At 67.0% G+C, this 17599-nt stretch carries 14 protein-coding genes and 1 pseudogene; 10 read left to right on the forward strand and 5 right to left on the reverse strand.

The genetic code is table 11. From position 1 onward, the window contains the following. Positions 1 to 2: 2 nt before the first annotated feature. Positions 3 to 1523 carry a PAS domain-containing sensor histidine kinase gene (locus K410_RS0122230; RefSeq protein ID WP_028136921.1) on the forward strand — a complete coding sequence of 507 codons (1521 nt, stop codon included), beginning with the start codon at positions 3 to 5 and terminating at the stop codon, positions 1521 to 1523. Positions 1524 to 1662: 139 nt separating this feature from the next. Here K410_RS0122230 and K410_RS0122240 read toward each other — a convergent pair whose 3' ends face one another. From K410_RS0122240 to K410_RS0122255, 4 genes are all read right to left on the reverse strand, one after another. Beyond that, positions 1663 to 1962, reverse strand: a complete 300-nt coding sequence (locus K410_RS0122240) for an acylphosphatase (protein WP_028136922.1) — start codon at positions 1960 to 1962, stop codon at positions 1663 to 1665. Beyond that, complete coding sequence (locus K410_RS0122245; protein ID WP_028136923.1) at positions 1959 to 2825, reverse strand: isocitrate lyase/PEP mutase family protein; 867 nt, start codon at positions 2823 to 2825, stop codon at positions 1959 to 1961. The genes K410_RS0122240 and K410_RS0122245 overlap by 4 nt, the downstream gene beginning before the upstream one ends. Before the next feature lie 222 nt (positions 2826 to 3047). After that, positions 3048 to 5063 (reverse strand): acetyl-CoA carboxylase biotin carboxylase subunit, encoded by a 2016-nt coding sequence (locus tag K410_RS0122250; RefSeq protein WP_028136924.1) that lies wholly within the window; start codon positions 5061 to 5063, stop codon positions 3048 to 3050. 188 nt (positions 5064 to 5251) lie between these two features. Next, positions 5252 to 6370 (reverse strand): zinc-binding metallopeptidase family protein, encoded by a 1119-nt coding sequence (locus K410_RS0122255; protein WP_028136925.1) that lies wholly within the window; start codon positions 6368 to 6370, stop codon positions 5252 to 5254. A 219-nt stretch (positions 6371 to 6589) separates the two neighbouring features. On the opposite strand from K410_RS0122255, the gene K410_RS0122260 reads away from it, so the two are divergent. From K410_RS0122260 to K410_RS0122290, 7 genes and pseudogenes are all read left to right on the forward strand, one after another. After that, the gene (locus K410_RS0122260; RefSeq protein WP_028136926.1) at positions 6590 to 9067 is read left to right on the forward strand and encodes a hybrid sensor histidine kinase/response regulator; all 2478 of its coding nucleotides are present in this window, start codon (positions 6590 to 6592) and stop codon (positions 9065 to 9067) included. 224 nt (positions 9068 to 9291) lie between these two features. Then, positions 9292 to 10575, forward strand: coding sequence for an MFS transporter (locus K410_RS0122265; protein ID WP_028136927.1), 1284 nt, complete (start codon positions 9292 to 9294; stop codon positions 10573 to 10575). A 26-nt stretch (positions 10576 to 10601) separates the two neighbouring features. Continuing rightward, a complete protein-coding gene (locus tag K410_RS0122270) occupies positions 10602 to 11852 on the forward strand; it encodes an arsenic transporter (protein WP_028136928.1) in 1251 nt (416 codons plus the stop codon). A gap of 127 nt (positions 11853 to 11979) precedes the next feature. Then, complete coding sequence (locus K410_RS0122275; protein WP_028136929.1) at positions 11980 to 12216, forward strand: hypothetical protein; 237 nt, start codon at positions 11980 to 11982, stop codon at positions 12214 to 12216. Between the two features lie 6 nt (positions 12217 to 12222). Next, positions 12223 to 12633: pseudogene (locus K410_RS0122280) on the forward strand (enolase C-terminal domain-like protein); the annotation flags it as partial. Positions 12634 to 12645: 12 nt separating this feature from the next. Beyond that, a complete protein-coding gene (locus tag K410_RS0122285; protein WP_028136931.1) occupies positions 12646 to 13413 on the forward strand; it encodes a glucose 1-dehydrogenase in 768 nt (255 codons plus the stop codon). A gap of 20 nt (positions 13414 to 13433) precedes the next feature. After that, a complete protein-coding gene (locus K410_RS0122290) occupies positions 13434 to 14465 on the forward strand; it encodes an L-idonate 5-dehydrogenase (protein WP_028136932.1) in 1032 nt (343 codons plus the stop codon). On the opposite strand, the gene K410_RS0122295 is transcribed toward K410_RS0122290, so the two are convergent. Further along, a complete protein-coding gene (locus K410_RS0122295; protein ID WP_049820160.1) occupies positions 14455 to 15339 on the reverse strand; it encodes a DUF3280 domain-containing protein in 885 nt (294 codons plus the stop codon). The genes K410_RS0122290 and K410_RS0122295 overlap by 11 nt on opposite strands. Positions 15340 to 15528: 189 nt before the next feature. On the opposite strand from K410_RS0122295, the gene K410_RS0122300 reads away from it, so the two are divergent. Together K410_RS0122300 and K410_RS0122305 are read left to right on the forward strand one after the other, a co-directional pair. Continuing rightward, entirely contained in the window at positions 15529 to 16914 is a 1386-nt protein-coding gene (locus tag K410_RS0122300) for a sensor histidine kinase (RefSeq protein WP_028136934.1), read from the forward strand. Further along, on the forward strand, positions 16911 to 17573 hold the full coding sequence (locus tag K410_RS0122305; protein WP_028136935.1) for a response regulator: 663 nt from the start codon (positions 16911 to 16913) through the stop codon (positions 17571 to 17573). The genes K410_RS0122300 and K410_RS0122305 overlap by 4 nt, the downstream gene beginning before the upstream one ends. Positions 17574 to 17599 lie beyond the last annotated feature (26 nt).

Raw genomic sequence — 17599 nt, forward strand, 5'->3', positions numbered from 1 at the left:
GAATGGTCGAAAAGTTCAGTCAACAGAGAGACTTGTTCGAGAGCGAACGCAGTTTCCGGCTGTTGGTTGAGGGAGTTGCGGACTACGCCCTCTATATGCTCGATCCCAAGGGGATCATCACCAGCTGGAACATCGGCGGCGAGCGCATCAAGGGCTATTCGCCCGAAGAGATCCTCGGCCAGCATTTCTCCCGCTTCTACACCGAGACCGATCGCGCCAACGGTAAGCCGGCCCGTGCGCTCGGTATCGCCAGGGAAAAGGGCCGCTATGAGGAGGAAGGCTGGCGCGTCCGCAAGGACGGCACGTTCTTCTGGGCCAGCGTCGTGATCGATCCGATCTACGAGGACGGCGAACTGGTCGGATTCGCCAAGATCACGCGCGACATCACCGAACGCCGCAACGCCCAGATCAAGCTCGAGGCGATGCACAAGCAGCTCGCCGAGTCCCAGAAGTTCGACGCGCTCGGTCAACTCACCGGTGGGGTCGCCCACGACTTCAACAACCTCCTGATGATCATCAGCGGCAGCCTCCACATGCTGAAGCGAGGCGCCGACGACGCGGACAAGCTCCAGCGCGCGATCTCGGCGATCGAGACCGCGACCCGGCGCGGCGCGGCGCTGACCAACCAGTTGCTCACCTTCGCGCGGCGGCAGAGCGTCAACCCGCAGGCGATCGATTTCGCCGAACGTATCGCCGCGATCCGCGAGGTGCTCGATGCCGGCGTTGGCAGCTCCGTCCGGCTGGCATTCGACATCGACCGCGACGTCTGGCCGATCAAGACCGACGCCTCCGAGCTCGAGACCGCGCTGCTCAACCTTGTCATCAACGCCCGCGACGCCATGCCCGACGGCGGCACGGTGACCATCGGAGCGCGCAATGTCGTGCTCGACGAAGCGTCCCTCGCCGGCGACTTCGTCGCGATCGACGTCACCGATACCGGGCTCGGCATCCCCTCCGACGTGCTCGACAAGATTTTCGAACCGTTCTTCACGACCAAGCCGATCGGAAAGGGCACGGGCCTCGGCCTGTCTCAGGTGCACGGCTTCGCCCATCAGGCCGGCGGCACCGTGAAGGTCGCAAGCGAGCTCGGCAAGGGCACGACATTCACCGTCCTGTTGCCGCGCGGCGAAGACGCGCCCTCGCAGGACACGCAGGGAGAGCCGGCGTTCCGGGGCAGCGGCACGGTGTTGCTGGTGGAGGACAATCCCGACGTCGCCCTGGTCAGCATTGGCCTGCTGGAGCAGCTCGGTTACCAGGTGCGCCGCGTCGCCGACGCAGAAGCGGCCTTGCGCGAGATCGAGACCAACGGCGTCGACTTCGTGTTCTCGGACATCGTCATGCCCGGCAAGATGGACGGCCTCACCCTCGCCTATCATCTCCGCCAGATTCGCCCCGGCCTGCCGATCCTGCTCGCCACCGGCTACAGCGAGGTCGCCGCCGGCGTGCGTGGCGACTTCCCGATCCTGCGCAAGCCGTATGAGATCCACGAGCTCAGCGAGGCCATCGCCAAGCTGCCGAGGTGAGGTTTCGCGTCGAGAGTCTGGCGCACCTCAGCCTTCACGGCGTCATGGCCGGGCTTGTCCCGGCCATCCACGCCTAAGCAATCGGCACAAAGAACGTGGATGCCCGGGACAAGCCCGGGCATGACGATCTTCCCTGATGCTACACCGTCGGCAGGACCGAAAACGTTTCCCCTGCCCGGCGCAGATTCAGCTCATCCGCACTGGCGGTCTCGCTCGTCACGCTGTCGACGCGCGAGGATGGCGGGCCGTGGCGGCACAGTGCGACCATGTCGGCAACGTGTTTCGGCGTGCCGGCGAACAGCGCTTCCACGCTGCCGTCGCGGCGGTTGCGAACCCAGCCTTCGAGGCCGCTCGCCGTCGCCTGATACTCGACCCAGGCCCGATAGCCGACGCCCTGCACGCGCCCGCGGATCATCACCTGGAGAATCGCCCGGCTCATCTCTTCAATCCGAGGACCTCGGTGCTTCGCGCCTTGACATCGGCCTCGCGCATGACACGGGCCGTCAGCTCCGACGATGCGAGCCCTTTGAGGTTTTTCGGCGACACGCCTTCACGGAGTGCCTTCAGGGTCTCGTACACGGCCTGCGTCGCGGCCGCGATCGGTGCATGGCCCTGGAGCGCGATGCGGACGCGCTGACCCGCGAGATAGTCGCGCGCGTTCAAGTCCTCGGGCGCCCCGCCGAGCACGATCGGCAGGCGCGTCGCAGCGCTCACCGCCTCGAGCTCGGCGCGCGACTTGATGCCGGTGAAGAACAGCGCGTCGACACCGGCGGCTTCATAGGCCTTGGCGCGGCGGATCGCGTCCTCGAGCGAGGTGATCGAAGCCGCTCCCGTGCGGCCCATGATCACCAGCGAGGCATCGCCGCGGCAGCCGAGCGCCGCCTTCATCTTGCCGACGCCCTCCTCGAGCGAGATCAGCTGCGTCTTCGCCTCGCCAAAGGGAGCCGGCAGCAGCGTATCCTCGATGGTGAGGCCGGCTGCGCCCGCCATCTCCAGCTCCTGCACCGTGCGGCGCACGTTGAGCGCATTGCCGTAGCCATGATCGGCGTCGACCAGAACAGGGAGTGTTGCGGCGCGCGACATCCGCCGCATCTGCTCGGCGAGCTCGGTGAGCGTGATCAGCGTGACGTCGGGATCCCCGAGCACGGCGAGCGAGGCGACCGAACCGCCGAACATGCCGAGCGGAAAGCCGAGGTCCTCGGCGATGCGGATCGAGATGGCGTCGTAGACCGAGCCGGGATGGACGCAAGCTACGCCCGCCAGGATGGCGCGAAGTTTCTCGCGGCGGGAACGAAAGGCCATGGGTGCCCTCTCAACTGTTGCGACACAGCCGCAACATACTCCGTCATTGCGAGCGAAGGAAATATGGCACTCTCGTGCCCCAGACGCAGCGCAGCGCTCCTCAACGAGGCGCTGCAGAGCCGGGGCCCATGCTGCTGCGTGATACACCGAGGTTCTGGGTCCCGGCTCTGCGAAGCAACGCTAAAGCGTTGCATCGCGTCCGGGACACGAGAATGGGCTTACTTATGCAAATTCCAAGATCAGCGCGTCCACCGCCAGCGTCGCGCCGGCACTGGCGTGGATCTTCTTCACCGTGCCGTCCTGCTCGGCGCGCAGCACGTTCTGCATCTTCATGGCTTCGACCACCGCGAGCGTCTCGCCGGCCTTGACCTCCTGCCCCTCGCTCACCGCGATCGAGACCACGAGGCCGGGCATCGGGCAGAGCAGCTTCTTGCCACTGTCGGAGGCCGTCGTCACCGGCATCAGCCGCGCCGAGGTCGCCTCCGCTTCGGTCCAGACATAGACCGGCACCTCGACACCCTGATGCGCGAGGCGGATACCGTTCGGGATCGGGCGCGCCTGCACCGCGACGAGGTGGCCGTCGATGGTGCCCTGCCAGACCGGATCGCCCGGCTTCCATGGCGAGACCAGCAGATGCGCGTTGCCGGCCTTGCCGTTGGCATCGATGAAGCGGATCGCGATGGCCTCGCCCTCGCGCGCGATCTCGAGCTGGATCTCCTGGCGGTCGAGCCAGACCGCGCGGCGCCGCTCGCGCTGCACGACGCGGCCGCCCATCTGGCCCGAGATCTGCCGCTTGCGCTCCCCCAGCACGTGATCGATGGCGGCCCCGACCGCGGCGATGCGCCGTGCGACCTCGCCTTCCGGCACGCGCACCGCAAAGCCCTTGGGGAATTCCTCGGCGATGAAGCCGGTCGACAGCCGCCCCTCGCGCCAGCGCGGATGATGCATCAAGGCCGACAGGAACGGGATGTTGTGCCTGATGCCGTCGACATAGAACGAATCCAGCGCGGTCGACTGCGCCTCGATCGCCGCGGCACGCGAGGGCGCGTGGGTGACGAGCTTGGCGATCATCGGATCGTAATGGATCGAGATCTCGCCGCCCTCCTGCACGCCGGTGTCGTTGCGGATGGTGATGCCGTCCTGGCTCGCTTCCGCCGGCGGACGATACTTCACGAGCCGCCCGATCGAGGGCAGGAAGTTGCGGAACGGATCTTCGGCATAGAGGCGGGATTCCACCGCCCAGCCCGTCAGCGTGACGTCCTTCTGCGCGATGGCGAGCTTCTCGCCGCTCGCAACGCGGATCATCTGCTCGACGAGATCGATGCCGGTCACGAGCTCGGTGACGGGATGCTCGACCTGGAGGCGCGTATTCATCTCCAGGAAGTAGAAGCTCTTGTCCTGGCCGGCGACGAACTCGACGGTGCCGGCGGAATCATAGTTCACGGCCTTGGCCAGCGCGACCGCCTGCTCGCCCATCTTGCGGCGCGTGGCCTCGTCGAGCAGCGGCGACGGCGCCTCCTCGATGACCTTCTGGTTGCGGCGCTGGATCGAGCATTCCCGCTCGCCGAGATAGATCACGTTGCCGTGCTTGTCGCCCAGCACCTGGATCTCGATGTGGCGGGGATCGACGATGAACTTTTCGACGAAGACGCGGTCGTCGCCGAACGAGGCCTTCGCCTCGGCCTTGGCGAGGTTGAAGCCTTCGGCGACCTCGGCCTTCGAATTCGCGATGCGCATGCCCTTGCCGCCGCCGCCTGCGGAGGCCTTGATCATGACGGGGTAGCCGATCTCGTCGGCGATCTTGACCGCGTGGTTGCCGTCCTCGATCACGCCGAGATAGCCGGGCACGGTCGAGACCTTGGCCTTGGCAGCCGCCTTCTTCGACTCGATCTTGTCGCCCATCGCCGCGATCGCGCCGGGGTTGGGACCGATGAAGACGATCCCGGCCGCCTCCAGCGCGCGCGGAAACGCCTCGCGCTCGGACAGGAAGCCGTAGCCGGGGTGCACGGCTTGCGCGCCCGTCTTGCGGCAGGCCTCGACGATCTTCTCGATCACCAGATAGCTCTCGGCAGCCGCCGGCGGGCCGATCAGCACGGCTTCGTCGGCCATCTCGACATGGAGGGCGTCGCGGTCGGCCTCGGAATAGACCGCAACCGTCTCAATTCCCATGCGGCGAGCGGTCTTGATGACCCGGCAGGCGATTTCGCCGCGATTGGCGATCAGGATGCGTTTGAACATGCTTTTTCTTGAGTCTCGACCTTGGGCGGGACCCTTCCCTGGCCGTTGGGGCCTATGGGGGACGGGGCGTGTGGCTTCCGTGGTACATCAAAATCGGCCGGAGGCAACGGTCAAAATCCGGCCCCCTGGCGTACCAGCGCAAGACCGATGCCGGCGGGGAACGGGGGCTGGCGAGCCCCCCAGATACCCTACGCCTTCCCGGACCCGGACGCGGAGTTGGACGCAGACTTGGCGACAGACTTGGCGACAGACTTGGCCACGTCCCGGACCAGGCCGTGGATGAAGCCGAGCTTGCCGACCACGGCAGGCGACAGGATGAAGGGATACAGGTCGCGCAGGCCCATGGCGCGGTTGACGCTGTTCATGGCGAAGGTGAAGGGCAGCCACGCGCCAACCAGCGCCTCGACATCCCTGGCCTCGTAGGGGTTGAAGCGGATGCGCGCCGTCAACTCCCCGTCGCGGTCGACCTTGGGGCGCACCTCCATGCCGAACTCACCGGCCATCTCCAGGGCATCCACGATGTGGACATAGTGCGCCCAGGTCTCGGCGAAGTCTTCCCAGGGATGGGTGGTGGCGTAGGCTGAGACGTAGGTCTGCTGCCAGTCCGGCGGCGGGCCTTCGGCATAATGGCGCTGCAGGGCCTGGCCGTAATCGATGGAATCATCACCGAACACCGCGCGGCATTCCTCGAGCTTGCCGCCGCCCTGCACCAGCACGTCCCAGAAATAGTGCCCGACCTCGTGGCGGAAATGCCCGAGCAGCGTGCGGTACGGCTCGCCCATCTCGAGCCTGCGCCGCTCGCGCTCGATGGTATCGGCTTCGGTGAGCGCGATCGTGATCAGACCGTTGTCGTGGCCGGTCAGGATCCTCTCGCCGCTGTTTGGATCGTCGGCGAGGAAATTGAAGATCAGCCCATGCTCGGGATCCTCCTGCCGCGTCCGGAGCGGCAGCTTCCAGCGGATCAGGGAATAGAACAGACGGTGTTTCGCCACCTCCAGCTCGCGCCAGCCGGCGAGCTGGGCCGGATCCGAGAGGTTCGGCACCATCCCGTTGTGGCGGCAGGCGCGGCAATAGCCGGTGGCATCGCCCGCGTCGGTAAGCCAGTTGCAGGCGTCGTATTCGGCGTTCCGGCACAGCATCCGGCTCTCGCCCTTGCTGGCCAGCATCCTCCAGGCCTCGCCGTCCGGCTCGATCGCCGACATCGTCTCCTGCTCCGGCAGGAACGCGACCTGATGGCCGCAGCGTTCGCAGGCGCGATTTTCGAAATACAGCACGTTGCCGCAGGCCTGGCAGAGAAAGAGCTTCAAGATTTAGCCTCTTTGGAAAGGAGAGCTTCATGGAAGCTGCTCATTGCGCCTCGCGACGACGCGTCCGCCGGCCGATCGTTCCAGTCTCTGGAACAAATTGCCAGATTGGGCATTGGCATGACGCAGTCCTTCCGGTCCGCGCAAGTCACATTTTCCCGCGAGGCGCTGCCTCGTAGCAATGGCCATCACGCTCCGTCTGTGTGAATATCGCTCCGGCATGTGCGCTCCCGCATGACAACGGCCGATGCCTTGAACGATCCCTTGCCCGAGACCATCGCCGCCGAGAGGCTGCGCCAACACCTCGAAGACGTCGCGCGCGAGCGCGACAATGCCTATCGCGCACTCCAGGAGCGCGAGGCCGAGCTGGCGCGCGTCCAGCGCATCGGCAAGGTCGGGGGCGTCGAGGTCGACTTCCGCGAGGGCTTCAAGAATCGCCGTTCACCCGAGTATCTGATCATCCACGGCCTGCCACCGGAAGCGGCCGAGGAATCGCACGAGGATTGGGTCAATCGTCTCCATCCCGACGACCGCGACGCCGCCGTCAAGCACTTCATCGATACGCTCGCCGGCACCAGCGAAGATTACACCGCCGAATACCGCATCATCCGCCCCAATGACGGCGAGACCCGCTGGATCCGGGTCGTCGCCAAGATCGAACGCGACAAGGATGGCCGCGCCCTCCGCCTCGTCGGTGCCCATATCGACATCACCGACCAGATGCTCGCCCGCGAGACCCTGCGCGAGAGCGAGGAGCGCTTCCGCCTGATCGCCGACAGCGCGCCGGTGCCGATCTGGGTGACCAAGCTCGACCGCAAGCGCTCCTTCGCCAACCAGGCCTATGTCGACTTCGTCGGCCTGCCCTACGACCAGGCCATCGACTTCGACTGGCGCAAGGTGCTGCATCCCGACGACCTGCCGCACGTGCTGCAGCAATCCGTCCAGGGCGAAGCGTCGCTCAAGCCCTTCGTGCTGGAAGCGCGCTACAGGAACGCCAGCGGCGAATGGCGCTGGCTGCGCTCGGAATCGCAGCCGCGCTGGGACCCCACCGGCAAGCATATCGGCTTCATCGGCGTGGCCCACGACATCACCGTCGCCAAGCAGGCCGAGATCGAGCTGCGACAACTCAACGAGACGCTGGAACAGCGCATCGCCGAGCGCACTGCCGAGCTCGAGTCCAACGAGTCCCGGCTCCGCGCCATCCTGGCCACCAGCAACCAATATCAGGGCCTGGTCAATCTCGAGGGCGAATTGCTCTATGCCAACCGCACCGCGCTCGACGGCATCAGGGCGAGCGCCGCGGACGTGATCGGAAAGCCGTTCTGGGACACGCCCTGGTTCACCGGCACCGACGGCATGAGCGCCGCCGTGCGCGAGGCTTTCCACGCCGTGCTCAAGGGCGAAGCGGTGCGGCTCGAGATGCGCCTGCGCCTTCCCATCGGCGAGCGCGATTTCGACTTCAGCATGCGCCCCGTGCTCGACCGTCACGGCAAGATCACCGGCGCGGTGCCCGAGGCCGTCGACATCACCGAGCGCCGCCGCGGCGAGGAAGCCTTGCGGCAGTCCCAGAAGATGGAGGCGATCGGCCAGCTCACCGGCGGCGTCGCGCACGACTTCAACAACCTCCTCACCATCATCCGCTCGGCCACCGATTTCCTGCGCCGCCGCGAGCTGCCGGAAGAGCGTCGCCGCCGCTATGTCGATGCCATCTCCGAGACGGTGGAACGCGCCTCCAAGCTGACCGCGCAGCTCTTGGCATTTGCGCGTCGGCAGCCGCTGAAACCCCAGATCTTCAACGTCGGCACCCAGGTCGAGGCCGTCGCGCAACTGGTCCGGCCGCTGGTCGGCGGCCGGATCGACATCGTGGTGGAGATCGACGACGCCGACTGCTTCACCGTCGCCGACATCGCCCAGTTCGAAACCGCGCTGATCAACCTCGCCATCAACGCCCGCGATGCCATGGACGGCGAAGGCCGCCTCACCATCGCCGTGCGCAAGGTCGCTGGCATCCCCGGCTTGCGCGCGCAGTCTGCGCGCAGCGGCGACTACGTCGCCATCTCCGTCGCCGACACCGGCAGCGGCATCGCGCCGGAGCATCTCGAATCGATCTTCGAGCCATTCTTCACAACCAAGGAGGTCGGCAAGGGCACCGGCCTCGGCCTCAGCCAGGCCTTCGGCTTCGCGAAGCAGTCCGAGGGCGACATCGCGGTGACGAGCACGCAAGGCAAGGGCGCGACCTTCACCATCTACCTGCCGCAGGCCCATCGCCCTGTCGCCGAGAAGGAAGCCGCGGCGCTGACCCATGAGGCCGCCACCACCGGGCGCGGCTACCGCGTGCTCGTGGTCGAGGACAATGACGATGTCGGCCAGTTCTCGACCGAGCTGCTCGAAGATCTCGGCTATGTCGTCCGCCGCGTCGCCAACGCCAACGCGGCCCTCGCCATCCTCGGCGAGAACGAATTCGCCGTCGACCTCGTCTTCTCCGACGTCATCATGCCCGGCATGAACGGCGTCGAGCTCGCCGGCATCATCCGCGAGCGCTATCCCGGCCTGCCCGTGGTGCTCACCTCCGGCTACAGCAACGTGCTCGCTGAAAACGCCCATCGCGGTTTCGAACTGATCCAGAAGCCGTATTCGGTCGAATCGCTGTCGCGCATCCTGCGCAAGGCGATCACGGAGAAGCTATCCGTTGCGCGGTGAATGTGAACCAAGAACGCGCCGTCGTCCCGGACAAGCGCGCAAAATGCGCGCGCCGATCCGGGACCCATACTCCCAGACGGACGTTGTCGCGTGAGCTGGCAGCCGACAATCTTCGCCCAACTTCATCCTGTGGCTATGGATCCCGGATCTGCGCTCGCGCCTGTCCGGGACGACAGTCGAGTGTCTGGCGGGTCGCGATCCACACAACGACGATCGAGAAACCGATGTCCAGCGAAAATCCCGACGAGACGAGGCGTGCCGGACGCGCGCTGGACGCGGCCAATTTCTTCCTCGCCGACGTCCGCGACGGGCTCGGCCCCTATCTCGCGGTCTATCTTCTCACCGAGCAGCATTGGAACGAGGCTCGCATCGGCCTCGTGATGTCGATCGCAACGCTTGCCGGCATCGTCGCGCAGACGCCGGCCGGCGCACTGGTCGACGCCACACGGGCGAAGCGGCTGGTGATGGCGGCCGCCGCAATTCTGGTGACGCTCGCCTCGCTCTCGCTGCCGTTGTTCCCCAGCCTCCTGCCGGTGATGATCTCGCAAGGCATCGCGCAAGCCGCCGCCGTGGTCTTCCCGCCGGCGGTCGCCGCCGTCTCGCTCGGCATCTTCGGGCATGCCGCGTTTACCCGGCGCATCGGCCGCAACGAGACTTTCAACCATGCCGGCAACGCGGTCGCGGCGGGCATCGCCGGCCTCACCGCCTACTGGTTCGGACCGACCGTCGTGTTCTACCTTCTCGGCGCCATGGCGATCGCGAGCCTCGTCAGCATCCTGGCGATCCCCGAACGGGCCATCGACCACGATCTGGCGCGCGGACTGCACCACTCTCCTATCGACAGCGCACCCGAGCGACCCTCGGGCCTTGGCGTGCTCCTGACCTGCCGCCCGCTGCTCATCTTCGCGGTCTGCGTCGCCCTGTTTCACCTCTCCAACGCGGCGATGCTGCCGCTGGTCGGGCAAAAGCTCGCGCTCCAGGACAAGAACCTCGGCACCAGCCTGATGTCGGCGTGCATCGTTGCGGCACAAGTGGTGATGGTGCCGTTCGCGATGCTGGTCGGCGCACGGGCCGACCGCTGGGGGCACAAGCGGTTCTTCCTTGCCGCATTGTTGATCCTGCCGATCCGCGGTGCGCTCTATACGCTGTCCGACAATCCATTCTGGCTGGTCGGCGTGCAGCTGCTGGATGGCGTCGGCGCCGGCATTTTCGGGGCAATATTTCCCGTCATCGTCGCCGACCTCATGCGAAACACCGGCCGCTTCAACGTCGCACAGGGCGCCGTCATCACGGCCCAGAGCATTGGCGCGGCGCTGTCCACGACGCTGGCGGGCCTCGTCGTGGTCAGTGCCGGTTACAGCGCGGCATTCATCACGCTCGGCGCCGTGGCGGCGATCGGCGCCGTGATCTGCCTCCTCGCCTTGCCCGAGACGCGGCAAAGCGGCGGCGGCGATCCGCGCCCGCGGGGGAAGACAGCGGCGCCGGCATCGGTTATCGCTGCCGAATGAATCCATCCTCATTCGAGAACTGAACCGTGCCGTCTGACGCCATCTGGGCCTGGAGCATCATCGTCGTCGCGACCGCTTGCGTCATCATCCGCCCGTTTCGCCTGCCGGAGGCGGTCTGGGCCGTGATCGGCGCGAGCGCGCTGGTGCTATCAGGCCTGCTGCCATGGCAGGACGCGCTCACCGGCATCGAGAAAGGCCTCGACGTCTATCTCTTCCTGATCGGCATGATGCTGATCGCTGAACTGGCGCGGCTCGAGGGCCTGTTCGACTATCTCGCTGCGCTCGCGGTGGAATATGCCGCCGGCTCGCCGCAGCGGCTGTTCCTGCTGATCTATCTCGTCGGCACGCTGGTGACGGTGCTGCTCTCCAACGACGCCACCGCGATCGTGCTGACGCCCGCCGTCTATGCCGCGACGCGCGCGGCCGGCGCAAAACCGCTGCCCTATCTGTTCGTCTGCGCCTTCATCGCCAATGCCGCGAGCTTCGTGCTGCCGATCTCCAACCCGGCCAATCTCGTCGTGTTCGGCGCGCGCATGCCGCACCTGACCGAATGGCTGCGCCTGTTCGCCCTGCCCTCGGCGGCCTCGATCCTGCTCACTTACGTGGTCCTGCGCCTAACCCAGCACCGCGCGCTGAAGGAAGAGACGATCGCCCGCAGCGTGCCGCATCCCAAGCTCGGCCGCGGCGGCAAGCTGACGGCTGTCGGCATCGTCGCGATCGGCGTCGTGCTGGTCACGGCGTCGGCGCTGGACAAGCAACTGGGCCTGCCGACCTTCATCTGCGGCGGCGTGACGGCCGCGATCGTGCTGCTGCTCAGCCGGCAGTCGCCCTTGCCGGTACTGCGGGGCGTGTCCTGGAGCGTGCTGCCGCTGGTCGGGGGGCTCTTCGTCATGGTGGAGGCGCTGATCAGGACCGGCGTGATCGCGCAGCTCAGCGCGCTGCTGCACCAGGCGGTGGCGCAATCGGTCCCCCAGGCGGCCTGGAGCGTCGGCATCGCGACCGCGCTCGCCGACAACATCGCCAACAACCTGCCGGTCGGCCTCGTCGCCGGCTCGGTCGCCGCCAGCGACCATTTGCCCGCACCTGTTATCAGCGCCATCCTGATCGGCGTCGACCTCGGCCCCAACCTGTCGGTGACCGGATCGCTCGCCACCATCCTCTGGCTGGTCGCGCTCCGCCGGGAAAAGATCGAGGTCGGCGCCTGGCCGTTCCTCAAGCTCGGCCTCCTGGTGACGCCGCCCGCGTTGATCGCCGCCTTGGCGGCGGCCATCAGGTAAGGCGGGCTGAACGAAGCTTTCGAAAAGAAGTGCAGCTATTTGCGGTGCGTCAATGCCGGTGGCGACGCCGTGGCTAAGAATTCAACGTCGCGCAAATCAGATGCTCGCGCGGCAAGGAAGGTTCATCATGCCGATCCAATCGAAGGCGTTGCCGCTGAGCTCCCTTCTGCGCCGCGCGATCCGGAGCTTTACCGCATCGAGCGAGAGCGGCGCCGAGACCGCCCACCCCCTGCTGGTCATCTCTGCATTGGTGTTGTTCACCCTGTTCGCCATCGTGGAGATCGACCTCCACTCCGCCCAGCTTCAGGCGATCGGCCTGCTCGGCCATGGCACGGGAATCGATCCGGTCTTCCTGGGTCCGTAGTCGCCGGTCTGGGTCTGCGCCAGCGAGACGCTGGGCTCGCGCTTCCCGTACAAGGACATGCTCGACCGCGACGCCATGCACGTGGTGATGGCCGATCTGTGCTGGACCGGCGGCCTCACCGAGGGCCGCAAGATCGCCGCCATGGCCGAGACCTATCACCGGCCCTTCGCGCCGCACGATTGCATCGGCCCGATCGGCTTCATCGCCGCTATCCACATGTCGTTCAGCCAGCCCAACACGCTGATCCAGGAATCGGTGCGCGCCTTCTACAATGGCTGGTACAATGAGCTCGTCACCACGATGCCTGACATCAGGGACGGTTTCGTCTATCCGATGGAAGGTCCCGGCCTCGGTGTCGACCTTCTGCCCGCCGTATTCGACCGCTCCGATCTCACCGTGCGCCGCTGCAACGTCTAAGGACCTCTCGACATGAGCACTTCCCTGTTCGATCTCTCCGGCCGCACCGCGCTCGTGACCGGCTCGTCCCGCGGTCTCGGCCGCGCCATCGCCGAGGGCATGGCCAAGGCCGGCGCCAGGATCATCATCAACGGCGTCGACCCCAGGCGAGTCGAGCAGGCCGTCGCCGAATTCCGCGCCGCCGGCCATCAGGCCGAAGGCGCCGCGTTCAACGTCACCGACGAGCCCGCCATCCTCGCCGCGTTCAACGACTTCGACAAAAAGGGCATCGCGGTCGACATCCTCGTCAACAATGCCGGCATCCAGCACCGCAAGCCGCTGGTCGAGTTCACCACCGACGAATGGCGCAAGGTGATCGAGACCAATCTCACCAGCGCCTTCGTGATCGGCCGCGAGGCGGCCAAGCGCATGATCCCGCGCAAGCACGGCAAGATCATCAATATCGGCTCGCTCGGCAGTGAGCTCGCCCGCCCCACCATCGCGCCCTACACCGCGGCCAAGGGCGGCATCAGGAACCTGACCCGCTCGATGGCGGTGGAATGGGCCCAGCACGGCATCCAGGCCAATGCGATCGGCCCCGGCTACATGCTGACCGACATGAACGAGGCGCTGGTCAACAACGCCGATTTCAACAATTGGCTGATGGGCCGCATCCCCTCCAAGCGCTGGGGCAGGCCGGACGAGCTGGTGGGCGCCGCGATCTTCCTGGCGTCGGACGCCTCCACCTACGTCAACGGCCAGATCATCTATGTCGATGGCGGCATGATCGCCGCGATGTAATCGCGAACAGGGAAGCAACCATGCGCGCCGTCGTCATCCACGCCCCGAAAGACCTGCGGATCGACAATTATCCCGATCCGGCGCCCGGCCCCGGCGAGGTCCGCGTCAAGATCGCCAATGGCGGCATCTGCGGCTCCGATTTGCATTACTACCATCACGGCGGCTTCGGCGTCGTCCGCATCCAGCAGCCGATGGCGCTGGGGCATGAGATCGCCGGCGTCGTCGCCGCCGTCGGTGACGGCGTCACCGGCGTGAAGCCTGGCACGCGCGTTGCGGTCAATCCGAGCAGACCGTGCGGGCAGTGCCTGCATTGCCAGGAGGGTATGCGTAACCAATGCCTCGACATGCGCTTCCTCGGCAGCGCGATGCGTTTTCCGCACGTGCAAGGCGGTTTCCGTGAGTTCATCACCGTCGACGCCGCGCAAGCCGTACCGATCGCGGACAAGCTCTCGCTCGCGGAAGCTGCGGTCGCCGAGCCGCTGGCAGTGTGCCTTCATGCCGGCAAGCAGGCTGGCCCCCTGCTCGGCAAGCGCGTGCTGATCACCGGCTGCGGCCCGATCGGCGCGTTGATGATCCTGGTGTCGCGCTTCGGCGGCGCCGCCGAGATCGTGGTGACCGACGTCGCCGAGGCGCCGCTTGCGGTTGCGCGAAAGCTCGGCGCCAGTCACGCCATCAACGTTGCGGCCGATGCCACCGCGCTCGATCCCTGGCGCGCCGGCAAGGGCGTGTTCGACACATTGTTCGAAGCCTCCGGCAACCAGGCGGCGCTGCGGACCGCGCTCGACGTGCTGAGGCCGGGCGCCACGCTGGTGCAGCTCGGCCTCGGCGGCGAGATGACGCTGCCGATCAATTCCATCGTCGCCAAGGAATTGCAGCTGCGCGGCACCTTCCGCTTCGACCCCGAGTTCGAGCTGGCGGTGCGCCTGATGGGCGAAGGCCTGATCGACGTCAAGCCGCTGATCACGGCCACCATGCCGTTCGAGAACGCGGTCGCCGCTTTCGAGCTCGCCAGCGACCGCTCGCGATCGATGAAGGTGCAGCTTACTTTCTGATCCCTTCGGCAGCCTGCTGGCTGTCGATCAGCCGGTCGCTGACCAGCCGAACCGCGCCGCGCTTCCAGGAATAATCCGCGCCGAGGCGCAGGCCGCTGTCGCCGCGCGCCAGCACCGCGCCGGAGCCGGCGTCGCGCAGCTGGAAGCCGAGCGTGTATTCGGTGCGGCTGACCCGCCGCACCACGCCGATCAGCGATTGATCCGCGCCGAGCTTCTTCGCCATTGCCGCCTCGCAGCCGCCGCAGTCGCGCAAGCCTCCCGCCGTCGCCGCCTCGCGGCCGACATCGACGATGCGGTAACGGCCGGATTGGCCGAGCGCCTCGCGCACGGCGCCGGTGACCTCCGCGAGGTGCGATGCGTCCGAGGCAGCCGACGCGCCCGCCGAGGCTGCAGTCGTATCCTCGAGCTCGAACTCGAACACCGCCAGCGCCACCGGCGCAGGGCTTGCCAGCGCAGCCATGACCTCGCGCGAGACGAAGATCTCGGCGCGCTCCCAGGCTTCATCATTGTCGCCGCGGAAGCTGTAGAGCTTGTCCATCACGAGCCTCTTGGCGCCGACGTCGATCACCGCGACCTTGGCCCATTGCACCAGCGTGCTGGTCTTCTGGATGCCGCCGATGACCTTGAACGCGGCCCCGTCCTGGGCGGACGGGCCCAGCCGATAGCGCCCACCCTCGCCGATATCCCGCCTGAGCGCGGCCATGAACGCCTGAAGGCGCCGTTCGTGGGCCGCAATCTGGTTGGTCGGCTCGCCCGACGTGTCGGTATAACTGAAGTCCTCCATGGCAACGCCAATGACGGCCTCCGCGGCAGCTGGCGAGCAAGGCAGGACGAGCAGGAGAACGGCAGCAAGGATCGACCGGGGGACGTGCATGAGCGGGCCTCGCAGTTGGCGCGATCGGTAAATCTCGGCGGCCAGCCCGAGCCCTTGCAACGGGGACCGTCCCGGCGAGGTCCGGGAAAATTTCACGACGTTGCACTGCGGTAGCCCCCGGCGCTTTCCGCGAACGGCGTTCTGCCGTTTAATGCCGAGGCGACAAATCCGTTCGCGCAAGGTGCCCCGATGTGGAACCGCCCGAGATTCGATCTCAAGGTCCGTCTGACGTTGCGCGTGGCCGCCATAACCGCGGCCTGCTTCGCCGTCATCTCCGCCTATTTTCTGATCGCCGCCGACCGCGACGCCCATGCCCGCATCGACGGCGTCGCCGCGATCGTGGCGAAGTCGCTGGAGCTGCAGCAAGGCAAAATCCAATGGGTGGCCGGTGCGCGCTCGGACTTTCCCAACCTTGACCCCGTCGCGGCCTATGTCATGACACCCGGCTTGTGTTTGGCATTCCGCGGTGCGAGCGGCGAGATGCTCCAGCGGTTCTGCAGCGGTGCTCCGGCCCCGGAGAGCCCGCCACCGCAGGCCTTCGCGGCCTTCTATCGCAGCCTGTTCGATCCGGGCCGCGAGGCGGCACGGCCCGTGACGGTGCGCGGCGCCAGGCTCGGCGAGATCGTGGTGTCGGTCGATCCGGCGGTGCGGACGGCGGAGGCCTGGCACGACGCCGGCCGTCTGACGATCGCGCTTGCGATCGCGCTGCCGCTGTTGTGCCTCCTGGTCTACGCCGCGCTGGCGCGCGCGCTGCGCCCGACTCGCCTGATCTGCACCGGCCTCGACCGGATCGCGGCCAACGACCTCACGGCGCGGCTGCCGCCGTTCGATCTCGCCGAACTGTCCGCGATCCGCGACGGCTTCAACCATCTCGCCGAAAGCCTCGACACCGCGCTGGCCGAACGCAACGAGCTGACCCGCAAGCTGATCGCACTGCAGGACGACGAGCGCCGCCATCTCGCCCGCGAGCTGCACGACGAGTTCGGTCAATCGCTGGCCGCCATCCGCGCGCTGGCCTCCTCTGCCCGCCTCACCGCGGCGCAGGACTGCCCGGCTTTGCTGTCGGAATGCGACGGCATCGCGCGCACCGCGACCGGCATGATGGAGACGCTGCGCGGCGCGCTGTTCCGGCTGCGGCCGCCCGACGTCGAGGAGCTCGGCCTCGTTGCGAGCCTGGAAGGCCTCGTCGCCGGCTGGAACGGCCGCAGCCGCGGCGAGACGCGCTTCACGATCCAGTTCGACGGCGCGTTCGAGACCCTGCCCGCCGCGATCAGCGCCAATCTCTATCGCATCGTGCAGGAGGCGCTCACGAATGCCGCCAAGCATGCCGGCGCCACCAGGGTCGGCGTCCATTTGACGGTGGCCGGAGAGGAGATCGCGCTGGCCATCGAGGACGACGGCCGGCCCGGCGATGCCTCGAGCAAGTCAGGCATGGGCCTGCTCGGCATGCGCGAGCGCGTGGCGGCCTTGCGCGGCCGGATGAGCTTTGAGGTCGGCCCCAACGGCGGCTCGGCGCTGCGCGTCGTCATTCCGCTCGCCGCCACCGGGCCGCAGGTGCTGGAGCACGCGGCATGAGCGCGGCCGATGCGTCGATCCTGCTGGTCGACGACCATTCCGTCGTCCGCGAGGGTTATCGCTCCGTGCTCCAGAAGCAGCCGGGCCTGCGCGTCATCGCCGAGGCGGCCGACGGCGCCGAGGCCTACCGGCTGTACAAATCCGAGTCGCCCGATCTAGTCATCATGGATCTCAGCATGCCCGGCATCGGCGGCATCGAGGCTGTCAGGCGGATCAGGCAATGGGACAAGGGCGCCAGGATCCTCATCTTCACCATGCACCAGAATGCGGGCTTCGCCGTGCAGGCGATCCGCGCCGGTGCCAGGGGCTACGTCACCAAGACAAGCCCGCCGGAAACGCTGGTGCAGGCCGTGATGGATGTGCTCGCCGGCAAGATCGCCATCAGCCCCGACATCGACCACGAGCTCGCGCTGAGCCGGCTCGGCGGCGAAAGCTCGGCCGCCGACGTCCTCACCGCCCGCGAGTTCGAGGTCTTGCGGCTGCTGCTCGCCGAGAAGACGACGGACGAGATCGCCGCGACGCTCCACGTCAGCCCCAAGACGGTGGCGAACCTGCATTCGCTGATCAAGGACAAGCTCGGCGTCGGCTCCGACATCGAGCTGGTCCGCCTCGCGCTCCGCCAGGGCCTGCTGACCGAGCCCGATCTCGGCGAGACCTGATCATTCAGCCGCCGCACGTGGCCACG

This window comes from Bradyrhizobium sp. 22 (assembly GCF_000482425.1).
Taxonomy (GTDB): Bacteria; Pseudomonadota; Alphaproteobacteria; order Rhizobiales; family Xanthobacteraceae; genus Bradyrhizobium; species Bradyrhizobium japonicum_B.